The sequence below is a fragment of the Pantoea sp. NSTU24 genome, assembly GCF_050157905.1.
Classification (GTDB): Bacteria; Pseudomonadota; Gammaproteobacteria; order Enterobacterales; family Enterobacteriaceae; genus Pantoea.
In genome coordinates this window covers 194,152-207,874 of sequence record NZ_JBKIWZ010000001.1, presented here as the reverse complement: position 1 = coordinate 207,874, position 13,723 = coordinate 194,152, and the positions used below count along the sequence as shown (strand labels likewise).

Below are 13,723 nucleotides of genomic sequence, written 5' to 3'. Positions count from 1 at the left end.
CTGGAACCGTAATCAATGCGCACTACTCAATATCTGCTCTCTACTCAGAAAGAGACGCCTTCCGACGCTGAAGTGATTAGCCACCAGCTGATGCTGCGCGCCGGTATGATCCGCAAACTGGCTTCCGGCCTCTACACCTGGTTACCGACCGGGGTTCGCGTGCTGAAAAAAGTTGAAAACATCGTTCGCGAAGAGATGAACAACGCGGGCGCGGTTGAGATTTTAATGCCGGTTGTACAGCCCGCCGATCTGTGGCAGGAAAGCGGTCGCTGGGAGGAGTATGGCCCGGAGCTGTTGCGTATCGCGGATCGCCATGAGCGTCCATTCGTGCTGGGCCCGACGCATGAAGAGGTGGTCACTGACCTGATTCGCAATGAGCTGAGCTCCTATAAGCAGCTGCCACTCAATCTGTATCAGATTCAGACTAAATTCCGCGACGAAGTGCGTCCACGTTTCGGTGTGATGCGCTCACGCGAATTCACCATGAAAGACGCCTACTCCTTCCACGTTTCGCAGGAATCACTGCAGGAAACCTACGATGCGATGTACCGCGCCTACAGCCAGATCTTCAGCCGTATGGGACTGGATTTCCGCGCCGTCCAGGCCGACACCGGTTCAATCGGCGGCAGCGCGTCGCATGAGTTTCAGGTTCTGGCTCAGAGCGGTGAAGACGATGTCATCTTCTCTACCGAGTCGGATTACGCTGCCAACATTGAGCTGGCCGAAGCGGTCGCACCTGCCGGTGAACGTGCAGCGCCTTCGCAGGCGATGCAGCTGATTGAGACACCAGACGCCAAAACCATTGCAGAACTGGTTGAACAGTTCAGCGTGCCAGTGGAAAAAACCGTGAAGACGCTGATTGTCAAAGGCGCCGAAGAGAGTGGTCATGCGCTGGTTGCTCTGCTGGTTCGCGGCGATCATCAGCTTAACGAAATCAAAGCGGAGAAGTCGGCTATCGTCGCGTCACCGCTGGTGTTCGCCACCGAAGAAGAGATCCGCGCCGCCGTGGGTGCCGGCCCTGGCTCAATCGGCCCCGTTGGCCTGCAGATGCCGATCATCGCTGACCGTACCGTCGCGAAGATGAGCGATTTCAGCGCCGGTGCTAACGTCGACGGTAAGCACTACTTCGGCATTAACTGGGAGCGCGATCTGCCGCTGGCCAGCGTGGCCGATATCCGTAACGTGGTTGAAGGCGATTTGAGCCCGGACGGCAAAGGCACGCTGCAGATTAAACGCGGCATCGAAGTGGGTCACATTTTCCAGCTCGGCACCAAATATTCCGACGCGCTGAAAGCGTCTGTGCAGGGCGAAGATGGCCGTAACCAGGTGATGAGCATGGGCTGCTACGGTATCGGCATCACCCGCGTTGTCGCGGCTGCGATTGAGCAGAACCACGACGAGCGCGGCATCATCTGGCCGGACGCGCTGGCACCTTTCGAAGTCGCCATTCTGCCGATGAATATGCAGAAATCATTCCGCGTGAAAGAGCTGGCGGAAGAGCTGTATGCCACCCTGCGCGCTAAAGGTGTTGAGGTGATTCTGGATGACCGTAAAGAGCGTCCTGGCGTGATGTTCGCAGATATGGAACTAATCGGTGTGCCACACACCATCGTCATCGGCGATCGCAATCTCGATAACCAGGAGATTGAGTATAAATCACGCCGTGGCGGTGAGAAGCAGATGATTAAGCAGGATGAGATCGTTGCGTTCCTGCTGAAAGCACTGAATAAGTAAGACGCTGGTGTTACTCAGGGGCCCCGCTTGCGGGGCCTCTTACTTCAGGGCACTGACCTGACTGCTATGAGTCAGGCGTCATTCAGTGACGTGTCGATCGTCCCCCGTTCCCTCAGCAGTCGCGCGCGCTTCGCCGCAACTATTGTCAGCATCGCCCCATCTGCGGGGCGTTTTTTATTGCACTTTGCCACGCATCGCTTTGGTCGTGCTGCGACGCGCTTTGCCTTCCAGACGCCGCTCTTTCGACGCGCGGGTCGGCCGCGTGGCGCGACGCGCTTTTTCGACCGTGCTCAGTTCGCGGATCAGATTGACCAGACGCTGCAGCGCCGCTTCGCGATTCATCTCCTGACTGCGGTACTCCTGCGCCTTGATCACCACCACCCCCTCACCGGTAATCAGATGATGGCTGGCAGAGAGCAGCCGCTCTTTATAGAAAGCGGGCAGCGAAGAGGCAGCAATGTCAAAACGCAGATGGATAGCCGTGCTGGCTTTATTAACATGTTGTCCACCCGCGCCCTGAGCGCGTATCGCGGTCAGCTCAATTTCACTGTCCGGGATCTCAACCAGACGGGACAGCATAACCATCACTCCCCTCCCCACTGCTTCATAACGTTGACCTCTGATAACCTGTTCATCAACTTAACCTTTTGTGCTTCCACGCTTTCCGCATGAATCCGCGGAATCTGTCACTTTAGCAGTGATTCGCACACGCTTCCTGCTTTACACGGGCTGATTTCCTCTGAATGGCTATGGTATAGTCGCCAGTTAACCAGGGTATATACACTCTGATGAGGAGGGCCATGTGCACAATTATTGTGAGTTAGTTCGCCGGAAATATGCCGAAATCGGCAGCGGGGATTTAGGTTACATACCGGATGCGATTGGCTGCGCATTAAAGGCGCTTAATGATATTGCCGCAAATAGTGAACTAAACTCTTCTGTCAGGGAACAGGCGGCCTGGGCCGCTGCTAACTTATTGGTGAGCGACTATGTTGATAAATGAAGCGTACCAACCCATCAATTGCGATGATTACGATAACCTGGAACTCGCCTGTCAGAACCACTGGATGCTGTCGCTGGAAATGAAAGATGGTGAGCAGCTCAGGGCGAAGGCCAGAGAGATCTTTTCACGCAAAAACGTTGAATATCTCTCTATCGATCTGGCCAGTGAGCATCGTGATTTGCGTCTCGACCATATCGCCAGCTTCACCCACCCCGAGCTGGGTACGGTGGTTGTCAGCGCAGAGTAATTCACGCTTTCCGGGCGGGACGTTCCCGCCCCTGTTACACTCAGGGCTGCAACGAACTGTAATACGCCGCCAGATCTGCCATGTCGCTGTCACTTAATCCCGTCACAAACGCTTTCATCACCTCAGCCTGACCGCCACTGCGCTCGCCCTTTTTATAAGCCTGCAGCGCCAGTTCCAGATACGCGGCATTCTGCCCGGCCAGATTCGGATAGATGGGCGCCGCAGCTTTTCCCGTTGCGCCATGACAGGCTATGCAACTGCCCGCTTTCTCTGTGCCACGCTGAGCGTCACCCGCTGCCCACACTGGCAAGGCGATGGCGATCAGAGAGACGATAAGCCACTGTTTCATTCTTCTGTTCCTGTAACGGATGCCCGATCCCACACGACCTGCCAGCCCGGTGCATCGATAGCGGCGCCATCCCGAGTAACGAAGAGGCCTGGGGCGGAGACCAGCGTCTGGTTGTAAAAAATTAACGGCAGCCGTTCCCGCTGCCACGGCGGTATCTGTAACGCCTGCCACACTTTTTTCATCTCCCTGCCGCCATTGCGCCCCACCAGATGGACGCGGCCCTGCGCATGAAACCGCACGCTGACCTGCTCATCCGGACGCGGATAGCGCAACGGGTTTGTCGCCTGGCTGGCGCGCAGCACACCGAGCTGCTGCGGTAGCGTCAGCGGCTGGCTGAGATCGGGCCATGTCAGCACGCGATCGCGCAGTGACGCCTGCAACGGCAGCCAGTAAAGCTGCTGTCGGTAACGCCGCACTTCAGCCTGACCCAGTCGCAACCGCGGCTGCGCATCTTCCCGGCTCTTCATCACTTCTTCCTGAAGACGTTTCAGCGCATCGCGGGACGGCATTATCCCGCCCTGCCCGGCGATCCAGCGGCGTAGTAACGCATTCGCCCGCGGCTCACTCATGCGCAGCAGCGGCGTAAAAAAGAGACTGCCGTCAGGCTGGATCAGCCCGGAAAGTGCTTCAGCCAGCAGCTCATCCAGTAACTGCTCCTGCTCGCTGCATAACGCCGCACTGCGGGCAGCGGCATCGGCAAAATGCGGCCAGCGCTGATGGAGTGCAGGCAGCAGTTGCTGCCGCAGGAAGTTACGGTCATAGCGGAGATCCTGATTACTCTCATCTTCAATCCAGACCAGCTGATGCCGGTCGGCGTAAGCTTCAAGCGCCTGTCGCGACTGATTCAATAGCGGACGGATCAGCGGATGGGCACCCAGCATGCGCACCGCGGGCATCGCCGCCAGCCCGGCCGGCCCGCTGCCACGTTTCAGCGCCAGCAGGAAAGTCTCACACTGGTCGTCGAGATGCTGTGCGGTGAGTAACAGCTCGCCTGGCCGCAGGGCCGCAGTGAGTGCCCGATAGCGCGCCGTACGGGCCGCCGCTTCGATGCCACTGTCGCGACCATCCACGCTGACGCGCAGGACCTCACACGGCAGCTGCCACTGTGCACATAGCGCCTGGCAGTGTGCCGCCCATTGGTCTGCATTCGGGCTTAGCCCATGATGTACGTGCAGTGCCCGCAGAGACGACTCGGGATGCTGCTGCTGCCAGGCGCGAAGCTGATGCAGCAGCACGGTGGAGTCGAGTCCACCGCTGAACGCGACCACCAGCGTGGCATCGGATGGCAACAGGGCATCAAAAGCAGGAGCAGACATGAGAGAATCCAGATGGTCGGGCCACCGGATGTGGCCCGCTGAGCGCGCTATTTTACGCCTGATAAAGCTCCAGCGGCAAACCGTCCGGATCGGCGAAGAAGGTGCACGCTTTGCCCGTCAGTTCGTCAATGCGGATCGGTTCGCAGATCACCCCTTTGTCGGCCAGAGCCGCCACGGCAGCGGCAACATCCGGCACGGTGAAGGCCAGGTGGCGCAGCCCGCACGCTTCAGGATGCGAGACGCGGGCCGGGGGGTAGGGAAACGAGAACAGCTCAATGGTGTAGCGATCCTGGAGGGCCAGATCGCCCTTCCAGGAGTCGCGCGCCTCACGGTAATATTCGCCCATCAGACGAAACCCCAGCACATCACAATAGAAGGCTTTGCTGCGTGCGTAGTCGGAGGCGATGATGGCGATGTGGTGAACAGCGGTTAACTGCAACATGGTTAATATCCTGATTCGGGCAGGCGATCCGCAGACAGCCTGCCGCTAAGCGTCATCTGACGGTTATTCGGGGGTATTTTTCAGCACACGGACGCGATATTCACCCTCTTCCGTCAGGGTCGCGCCATGAATATCGGTTTCGAAACCCGGATAGTGCCGGCCGATGCTGCACAGCATCAGCAGGAAATCGAGCACCGCGCGGCTTTTTTCGGTGATCATCTCTCCCGGCATCACCAGCGGCACGCCTGGCGGGTAAGGCAGAATCATGTTGGCCGATACCCGGCCCACCAGCTCGCTGAGATCAACCGTTTCGATATTGCCTCTGACCTGCTGCTGGAAGGCCTGGTGAGGCGTCATCTTCATCTCGGGCAGAACATCAAACGCCTGCAGCATCAGGCGTGGCAGATCGTGATGACGGATCAGCTGGTGGATCCCCTGCGCCAGCGTCTGAATCCGCATATTGCGATAGAAATCGGGGTCTTCCGCGTAGAGATCCGGCAGCATGTTTTTAACCCGCAGATTGAGATCGTAGGCGCGCTTGAACTCAGTCAGGCCGCGCAGCACGCTCATCGCTTTGGTTTTATCGATGCCGATGCTGAACAGGAATAGCAGGTTATAGGGGCCGGTTTTCTCCACCACAATACCTCGCTCGTCGAGGAACTTTGCCACCAGCGCCGCCGGGATCCCCTCTTCCGCCATCTCACCCAGCTCGCTCATACCTGGCGTCAGGATCGTCACCTTGATCGGATCAAGGTACATGTGATCGCGATCGGCCTGCGTGAAGCCGTGCCACGCCTCTTCACCCGGCTGGATCGGCCAGCACTGCGCTTCATCGATCGCTTCCGGCTGCCAGATATCGAAGAACCAGCTGTCGGACTCTTCCCGCAGGCGCTGGATCTCACGACGGAAGTGCAGTGCCCGCTCGACTGAGCGATTGATCAGTCGCTTACCGGGATTACCACGCAGCATTGCGGCGGCCGTTTCAATCGACGAGACGATGGCGTAATTGGGCGAGGTGGTGGTGTGCATCATATAGGCTTCGTTAAAGGTCTGTTCGTCGTAGTCGCCTTTAATATGAATCAATGAAGCCTGCGAAAACGCGGCCAGCAGTTTATGAGTCGACTGCGTTTCATAGATCACCTTGCCCGGAATACGCTCGCCGCTCATACCGCTTTTGCCGGTATAGATGGGATGGAAATTAGTGTAAGGCACCCAGGCCGAATCGAAATGAATCGACGGCACATCGAGCGTCTCTTTGATGTACTGCGTGTTATAGAGCAGCCCGTCATAGGTGGAGTTGGTGATCACCGCATGCACCGGCCAGCTGGCGCGGTCAATAGCGGCCACTTTTTCTGCAATGCTCTCGCGGGTGAACTCCTGTTTCGGGATGCCGCCCAGGATCCCCAGCGCATTACGGGTTGGCTTCAGCCAGACAGGGATCAGATCGCTCATCATCAGCAGATGAGTCAGCGACTTGTGGCAGTTGCGGTCGATCAGCACCGTGCTGCCGGCAGAGGCGGCATACATCCCGACGATCTTATTCGACGTGGAGGTGCCGTTGGTCACCATATAGCTCTGTTCGGCACCAAAGGTGCGGGCGATATACTCTTCGGCTTCCAGATGCGGGCCGGTGTGATCCAGCAGAGACCCCAGCTCGGTGACGGAAATGGAGATGTCGGACTTCAGCGTGTTTGCCCCAAAGAAATCGTAGAACAGACAGCCAACCGGGCTCTTCTGAAAGGCCGTGCCCGCCATGTGTCCCGGCGTACAGAAGGTATATTTCCCCTCCTTCACATAGGTGAACAGCGCCCGGGTCAGCGGTGGCGTAATGTGTTCGATGTAATCATCCGTGTACTGGCGGATATGCAGCGCGATATCGTCGGCGGCATTCAGCGCATACTCGAAGAAGTGCAGCGGCATGCGGATCTCATTGATACTGATGTCCATCTGCGAGTGGGTGTTGATAAATGCGTAGAGTGGCAGGTATTCGTTGAGCTGATTGATCTCGCCGCACAGTTCCGGACTGTTGTGCGCATCCCAGTCGAAGATGACGCCACTGATACGCGGATTGTGCTCGATCAGTTTCAGCAGGTCGTCACTGTTTCTGGGGTAAAGCAGCTGGAAGCCTTGCAGATTTAACGCCGCGTCGAGTTCGCGTAACGGTTCATCTTTATAAAACACGCCGTGCGCGCCCATGATCGCCAGAATATTCAAAGCCCTCTCCCTGATTGTGATGGAACCGATCAAGCATAACCGCTAACCCACGGAAGGTGTAGCCACGGGACGATCGGATGGCGCTGAAAAAGGTGGAGCGGGCGTGGAGGCAAACCAGAGGAATAAAAAAAGCGGACCGGAGTCCGCTTTCAGGGAGAAGGATGAATCAGGCGTAGCCGTAGCTCATCAGGCGCTGATAACGGCGATCCAGCAGCTCTTCTGTGCTGAGTTCGTCGAGCTCGGCCAGATCTGCCAGCAGCTGCTGTTTCAGCGACTGCGCCATATCGATCGGACGACGATGCGCACCACCCAGCGGCTCAGGAATGACGGCGTCAATCAGCTTCAGTTCCTTCAGACGGTTGGCGGTGATACCCATCGCTTCTGCGGCCAGCGGGGCTTTATCCGCGCTCTTCCACAGAATGGAGGCACAGCCTTCCGGCGAGATAACGGAATAGGTGCTGTACTGCAGCATATTCACTTTATCGCCCACGCCGATTGCCAGCGCACCACCTGAACCGCCCTCACCGATGACCGTACAGATCACCGGCACTTTCAGGCCAGACATTTCACGCAGGTTACGGGCAATCGCTTCAGACTGTCCGCGCTCTTCCGCACCCACGCCCGGATAGGCGCCAGGCGTGTCGATGAAGGTGATGATCGGCATCTTAAAACGCTCAGCCATCTCCATCAGGCGCAGGGCTTTGCGATAGCCTTCCGGTGCAGGCATGCCAAAGTTGCGGCGAATTTTCTCTTTGGTTTCGCGCCCTTTCTGGTGGCCGATGATCATCACCGGACGGCCATCAAGACGCGCAATGCCGCCCACAATCGCTTTGTCATCCGCATAAGCGCGGTCGCCCGCCAGCTCATCGAAATCGTCAAACGCATTGCGAACGTAGTCAAAGGTATAAGGACGCAGAGGATGGCGCGCCAGTTGCGCGATTTGCCATGCGCCTAAATCGGCGAAGATTTTACGGGTCAGCTCAACGCTTTTCTCGCGCAGACGCTGAACTTCTTCATCCAGATTAACGTGTTTATCATCCTGACGACCAATTGACGTCAGCGAATCGATCTTCGCTTCCAGTTCTGCAATTGGCTGTTCAAAATCCAGGTAATTAAGACTCATAATGTTCCTGTTCTAGTCAAACTCCAGTTCCACCTGCTCCGATCCAATCAGCGAGCGCAGATCGTTAAGTAAACGATCGCTGGGCGAAATTCGCCACGCTGCACCAAAGCGCAGCTTCGCTCGCGCGTCGGCTCTCTGATAATAGAGATGCACCGGAATAGTCCCTGATCGATGAGGTTCCAGGGACTGACGGAGTCGGTTTAATAGCTGGTCATCAATTTGCCTGTCCGTCAGCGAGATAGCAAGTCCGCGCGCGTATTTTTCGCGAGCTTCGTCGATGTCCATGACTTCACGGGCGGTCATTTTAAGGCCACCACTGAAGTCATCAAAGCTGACCTGTCCGCTGACGATCAGGATTCGGTCTTTCTCCAGCAGCTGCTGGTATTTATCTAACGCATCGGTAAATAACATCACCTCCAGACGACCGGAACGGTCATCCAGAGTACAGATACCAATTCGGTTGCCGCGTTTGGTCACCATTACCCGCGCCGCGATCACCAGACCGGCCGCCACGGTAATCTTACCCCGATCGGTAGGATGCATATCTTTCAGTCGCACCCCGCCAACATAACGCTCAATTTCTTTCAGATACTGGTTGATCGGGTGGCCGGTCAGATAGAGCCCCAGCGTTTCCCGTTCACCATCCAGCTGCACCTGCTCGGGCCACGGCGTCACGCTGGCGTAGGATTTCTCAATCTGCTCCGGCTCTTCGGCCAGTACGCCAAACATATCTGCCTGACCGATCGCTTCCGCTTTCGCGTGCTGATCGGCCGCCTTCAGCGCGTCGCCGAGCGAACTCATTAGCGCCGCGCGGTGCGGTCCGAGGCGGTCAAAAGCCCCGGACATAATCAGTTTTTCCATCACCCGGCGGTTAATCTTTTTGGTGTCGGTGCGGGCGCAGAGATCAAACAGCTCCCGGAAGTAACCGCCTTCATTTCGTGCGTCGATAATCGCTTCGATCGGGCCTTCACCCACGCCTTTAATCGCGCCGATGCCGTAAACGATTTCGCCCGCGTCGTTGACATGGAAAGGATAAAGGCCGGAGTTGATATCGGGCGGCAGGACTTTCAGTCCCATACGCCAGCACTCATCCACCAGCCCTACCACTTTCTCGGTGTTGTCCATATCCGCGGTCATCACGGCGGCCATAAATTCAGCCGGATAGTGCGCCTTCAGCCACAACGTCTGATAGGAGACCAGAGCGTAAGCCGCAGAGTGTGACTTGTTAAAGCCGTAGCCTGCAAATTTTTCTACCAGATCGAAGATCTTCATCGACAGCTCGCCGTCGATGCCCATGCTTTCGGCACCGTCGCGGAACACCGATCGCTGCTTGGCCATCTCCTCAGGTTTCTTTTTACCCATGGCGCGACGCAGCATATCTGCGCCGCCCAGGGTATACCCGGAGAGCACCTGCGCAATCTGCATCACCTGTTCCTGATAGAGGATGATGCCGTAGGTGGGTTCCAGAACTGGTTTCAGGCTTTCATGCTGCCACTGGATATCGGGATAAGAGATTGCTTCCCGGCCATGCTTACGGTCGATGAAGTTATCTACCATGCCGGACTGCAGCGGGCCCGGACGGAATAGCGCCACCAGTGCGATCATATCTTCGAAGCAGTCGGGCTTCAGACGTTTGATCAGATCCTTCATGCCGCGTGATTCAAGCTGGAATACCGCCGTGGTTTCCGAGCGCTGCAGCATATCGAAGCTTTTCTTATCATCCAGTGGGATAGAGGCGATGTCGATCGGCTCCAGCCCCTGCTTTTCCCGGCGCGGGTTAATCATCTTCAGCGCCCAGTCGATGATAGTCAGCGTGCGCAGTCCCAGGAAGTCGAACTTCACCAGGCCGGCATATTCCACATCGTTTTTATCGAACTGCGTGACCGGGAACTGGCCGTGCTCATCGCAGTAGAGCGGCGCAAAATCAGTAATCTTTGTGGGCGCAATCACCACGCCGCCCGCATGTTTACCGGCGTTACGCGTCACCCCTTCCAGCTTACGCGCCATGTCGATCAGCGCCTTCACCTCTTCGTCTGCGTCATACATCGCAGGCAGCTGCGGTTCCGCAATAAAGGCTTTTTCCAGCGTCATGCCGGGATCGGGCGGGATCAGTTTTGAGATGCGATCCACAAAGCCGTAGGGGTGCCCCAGCACGCGGCCGACGTCGCGGATAACTGCTTTCGCCGCCATGGTGCCGAAGGTGATAATCTGAGAAACCGCTTCGCGGCCATACATATCGGCGACGTGCTCAATGACCTGGTCGCGCTTCTCCATACAGAAGTCGACGTCGAAGTCGGGCATCGACACACGTTCCGGGTTCAGGAAACGTTCGAACAGCAGATCAAATTCCAGCGGATCGATATCGGTGATTTTCAGCGCATAGGCCACCAGCGAACCGGCACCAGAACCACGACCCGGCCCGACCGGCACGCCGTTATCCTTCGACCACTGGATAAACTCCATCACGATCAGGAAGTAGCCGGGGAACCCCATCTGGTTGATAACGTTAAGCTCAACCTCCAGACGTTCGTCATATTCAGGACGTTTTGCCGCACGCACCTCTTCATCCGGGAACAGAAATACCAGACGCTCTTCCAGCCCCTCGCGGGATTTCACCACCAGATAATCTTCAGTCGTCATGTCGCCGGTCGGGAACTGCGGCAGGAAATACTCGCCCAGCCGGACCGTTACATTACAACGCTTAGCAATCTCTACGCTGTTTTCCAGCGCCTCCGGGATGTCTGAGAAAAGCTCGCACATCTCCGCTTCGCTGCGCATATATTGCTGAGGACTGTAGTTGCGCGGACGTTTAGGATCGTCCAGCGTATAGCCGTCATGGATAGCGACACGGATCTCATGCGCATCAAAATCTTCGGCGTTGATAAAGCAGACTTCGTTGGTGGCAACCACCGGCACGCCTTCAGCAATCGCCAGCTCGACAGCCGCGTGCAGATAACTCTCTTCGTCCTGACGGCCGGTGCGGATCAGTTCCAGGTAGTAGCGATCGGGAAAATGCTGCTGATAAAACGACAGGCACTGAGAAACCAGCGCGCTGTTGCCCCGCAGCAGGCTGCGGCCCACATCGCCACGCCGGCCACCTGACAGCAGAATTAGCCCTTCCTGTAACTCAATCAGCCAGTCGCGATCGATGACCGGCCCGTCCACGCCGTAGCCACGCTGATAGGCGCGGGAGATTAGCAGTGTCAGATTCTGATAACCGGTATTGTTCGCCGCCAGCACGGTAAGCTGGGTAAGTTCGTCTCCCATCAGCTCGCTGGCCACGTTGAAGTCAGCACCGATAACCGGTTTTATCCCTGCGCCGTGTGCGCCACCGTAAAATTTTACCAGGCCACACAGGTTGGTGAAGTCAGTAATGGCGATAGCGGGCATGCCGAGTGCAGCCGCCTTCTTGATCAGCGGCCCGGTTTTCGCCAGGCCATCAATCATCGAATAGTCACTGTGGACACGCAGATGTATAAAACGGGGTTCAGCCATATCAGTTTCCGGTTAAAACAGTGTCAGGCTATTACAGCGTCAGGGGCTGGCGCGCAGCCAGGACTTCAGCATCGAGCAGCGCATTGCGAACGGGCGCAAAGCTGCGACGGTGATGCGGTGTGGCACCATGCTGCGTCAGTTTTTCCATGTGCAGCGCGGTCGGATAACCTTTGTGCTGCGCAAAACCATACTCTGGAAACAGCCGATCCAGCTCGGCCATTTCGCGGTCGCGCGACACTTTGGCGATGATCGACGCCGCACTGATTTCGGCAACCAGACTATCCCCTTTCACCACCGCCTGGGAAGGCATCGGCAGTGCCGGGCAGCGATTACCATCAATCAGCACATAGTCGGGCTGGATGTGCAGACCTGCCACGGCGCGCTGCATCGCCAGCATAGTGGCGTGCAGAATATTGAGCTGGTCGATCTCTTCAGGCTCTGCACGTCCCAGACTCCAGGCCAGTGCTTTCTCTTTGATCTCGTCATACAGCGCCAGGCGGCGCTTTTCCGACAGTTTCTTCGAGTCGGCCAGGCCGGCAATCGGATTAGCCGGATCGAGGATGACAGCAGCGGTGACTACCGCACCGACCAGCGGCCCGCGCCCCACTTCGTCCACACCCGCAATCAGGCTGGCGACAGGGTAGATAAAATCAGGCATTCACCAGCTCCAGTACCGCATCCGCTGCCTGCTCATCGGCGTTCCAGCGGATCTGTTGATGTAATTCATGAAACGTCTGCAGCAGCGTTTCGCGTTCAGGCCCGGCATGCAGCAGCGGATCTAACGCAACGGCCAGCGCTTCGGGCTGACACGCATCCTGCAGTAACTCTTTGACCAGCTCACGCCCAGCCAGCAGATTTGGCAGCGAGACATAAGGCGTTTTGACCAGCCGTTTGGCCAGCCAGAACGTGGCAGGCTTCATGCGATATCCCACCACCATTGGACATTTTGCCAGCATGCACTCCAGAGCGGCAGTACCGGAAGCCAGCAATGCGGCATCGCTCGCGATCATCGCCTCCCGGCCCTGTCCATCCAGCAGATGCATCGGCAGCTCCGGTGCCGTTTCGGCCTTAATCTTCTCAAACTGTTCACGGCGACGGGCATTCACCAGCGGCACCACGATTTCCAGCGCCGGATAGTGACGACGCAGCAGGCGGGCCGTTTTCAGGAAGTCTGCGCTGAGCATCTCTACCTCTGCGCCGCGACTGCCCGGCAGCAGGGCCAGACAGAGCGCGTCATCGGCAATTCCCAGATGACGCCGGGCGGCCAGCTTATCGGGCTGCAGCGGCATGGCATCCGCCATCGTATGGCCGATAAAGCGGCAGGGAACGTTGAAGCGATCGTAAAAAGCTTTTTCAAACGGCAGGAAGGCCAGCACCAGATCGGTGTTGCGGCCTATCTTAAAGACGCGCTTTTGCCGCCATGCCCAGACAGAAGGACTGACATAGTGGATGGTGCGGATACCCGCGCGTTTGAGATTGCCTTCCAGCGTGATATTAAAATCCGGCGCATCAATGCCGACAAAGACATCGGGCCGCAGGGCGGTGAAACGTTGCGTCAGATCGCGGCGAATTTTCAGCAGGCGTCGCAGACGGCCCAGCACCTCGACAATCCCCATCACCGCCAGCTCTTCCATCTCATACCAGGCTTCACACCCTTCCGCCTGCATCAACGGTCCCGCCACACCCACGAAGCGAGCATCCGGATGACGGGCTTTCAGAGCACGGATCAGACCGGCACCAAGAATATCGCCGGAGGTTTCTCCGGCGACCAGGGCAATCGTTAACGGACGCGCTGACATG

Annotated in this window: 12 protein-coding genes; 3 read left to right on the top strand and 9 right to left on the bottom strand. The window is 57.4% G+C overall.

Annotated elements, in window-relative coordinates; all coding sequences use genetic code 11:
* Positions 1–15: 15 nt before the first annotated feature.
* On the top strand, positions 16–1,734 hold the full coding sequence (gene proS, locus ACLHDD_RS00885) for a proline--tRNA ligase (protein ID WP_427102555.1): 1,719 nt from the start codon (positions 16–18) through the stop codon (positions 1,732–1,734).
* Between the two features lie 174 nt (positions 1,735–1,908).
* Here proS and arfB read toward each other — a convergent pair whose 3' ends face one another.
* The gene (arfB, locus tag ACLHDD_RS00880) at positions 1,909–2,319 is read right to left on the bottom strand and encodes an alternative ribosome rescue aminoacyl-tRNA hydrolase ArfB (RefSeq protein ID WP_313653182.1); all 411 of its coding nucleotides are present in this window, start codon (positions 2,317–2,319) and stop codon (positions 1,909–1,911) included.
* A 217-nt stretch (positions 2,320–2,536) separates the two neighbouring features.
* Here arfB and ACLHDD_RS00875 point away from each other — a divergent pair, with 217 nt between their 5' ends.
* Positions 2,537–2,737, top strand: coding sequence for a YaeP family protein (locus tag ACLHDD_RS00875; protein ID WP_313653181.1), 201 nt, complete (start codon positions 2,537–2,539; stop codon positions 2,735–2,737).
* Positions 2,724–2,984, top strand: coding sequence for a Rho-binding antiterminator (gene rof / locus ACLHDD_RS00870; protein WP_313653180.1), 261 nt, complete (start codon positions 2,724–2,726; stop codon positions 2,982–2,984). The genes ACLHDD_RS00875 and rof overlap by 14 nt, the downstream gene beginning before the upstream one ends.
* Positions 2,985–3,024: 40 nt before the next feature.
* Here the strand turns inward: rof and ACLHDD_RS00865 are convergent, their stop codons facing one another.
* From ACLHDD_RS00865 to lpxB, 8 genes are all read right to left on the bottom strand, one after another.
* Entirely contained in the window at positions 3,025–3,333 is a 309-nt protein-coding gene (locus tag ACLHDD_RS00865; protein WP_427102554.1) for a c-type cytochrome, read from the bottom strand.
* Positions 3,330–4,649 (bottom strand): tRNA lysidine(34) synthetase TilS, encoded by a 1,320-nt coding sequence (gene tilS / locus ACLHDD_RS00860; RefSeq protein ID WP_427102553.1) that lies wholly within the window; start codon positions 4,647–4,649, stop codon positions 3,330–3,332. Before tilS ends, ACLHDD_RS00865 begins: the two co-directional genes overlap by 4 nt.
* Positions 4,650–4,701: 52 nt before the next feature.
* Positions 4,702–5,091 carry a VOC family protein gene (locus ACLHDD_RS00855; RefSeq protein WP_427102552.1) on the bottom strand — a complete coding sequence of 130 codons (390 nt, stop codon included), beginning with the start codon at positions 5,089–5,091 and terminating at the stop codon, positions 4,702–4,704.
* Between the two features lie 63 nt (positions 5,092–5,154).
* Positions 5,155–7,305 carry a lysine decarboxylase LdcC gene (locus ACLHDD_RS00850; protein WP_427102551.1) on the bottom strand — a complete coding sequence of 717 codons (2,151 nt, stop codon included), beginning with the start codon at positions 7,303–7,305 and terminating at the stop codon, positions 5,155–5,157.
* A gap of 166 nt (positions 7,306–7,471) precedes the next feature.
* Entirely contained in the window at positions 7,472–8,428 is a 957-nt protein-coding gene (gene accA, locus ACLHDD_RS00845; RefSeq protein ID WP_427102550.1) for an acetyl-CoA carboxylase carboxyl transferase subunit alpha, read from the bottom strand.
* Positions 8,429–8,440: 12 nt separating this feature from the next.
* Entirely contained in the window at positions 8,441–11,923 is a 3,483-nt protein-coding gene (gene dnaE / locus ACLHDD_RS00840; RefSeq protein ID WP_427102549.1) for a DNA polymerase III subunit alpha, read from the bottom strand.
* A gap of 31 nt (positions 11,924–11,954) precedes the next feature.
* Complete coding sequence (gene rnhB, locus ACLHDD_RS00835; protein WP_427102548.1) at positions 11,955–12,581, bottom strand: ribonuclease HII; 627 nt, start codon at positions 12,579–12,581, stop codon at positions 11,955–11,957.
* On the bottom strand, positions 12,574–13,722 hold the full coding sequence (lpxB, locus tag ACLHDD_RS00830) for a lipid-A-disaccharide synthase (protein ID WP_427102547.1): 1,149 nt from the start codon (positions 13,720–13,722) through the stop codon (positions 12,574–12,576). The genes rnhB and lpxB overlap by 8 nt, the downstream gene beginning before the upstream one ends.
* Position 13,723: the final 1 nt, after the last annotated feature.

Excerpts from the sequence above, each read along its gene's own strand:
- rof (WP_313653180.1), top strand. The coding sequence starts at position 2,724 with ATGTTGATAAATGAAGCGTACCAACCCATCAATTGCGATGATTACGAT.
- dnaE (WP_427102549.1), bottom strand. The coding sequence starts at position 11,923 with ATGGCTGAACCCCGTTTTATACATCTGCGTGTCCACAGTGACTATTCG.
- ACLHDD_RS00855 (WP_427102552.1), bottom strand. The coding sequence starts at position 5,091 with ATGTTGCAGTTAACCGCTGTTCACCACATCGCCATCATCGCCTCCGAC.
- accA (WP_427102550.1), bottom strand. The coding sequence starts at position 8,428 with ATGAGTCTTAATTACCTGGATTTTGAACAGCCAATTGCAGAACTGGAA.
- proS (WP_427102555.1), top strand. The coding sequence starts at position 16 with ATGCGCACTACTCAATATCTGCTCTCTACTCAGAAAGAGACGCCTTCC.
- lpxB (WP_427102547.1), bottom strand. The coding sequence starts at position 13,722 with ATGTCAGCGCGTCCGTTAACGATTGCCCTGGTCGCCGGAGAAACCTCC.
- rnhB (WP_427102548.1), bottom strand. The coding sequence starts at position 12,581 with ATGCCTGATTTTATCTACCCTGTCGCCAGCCTGATTGCGGGTGTGGAC.
- tilS (WP_427102553.1), bottom strand. The coding sequence starts at position 4,649 with ATGTCTGCTCCTGCTTTTGATGCCCTGTTGCCATCCGATGCCACGCTG.
- arfB (WP_313653182.1), bottom strand. The coding sequence starts at position 2,319 with ATGGTTATGCTGTCCCGTCTGGTTGAGATCCCGGACAGTGAAATTGAG.
- ACLHDD_RS00865 (WP_427102554.1), bottom strand. The coding sequence starts at position 3,333 with ATGAAACAGTGGCTTATCGTCTCTCTGATCGCCATCGCCTTGCCAGTG.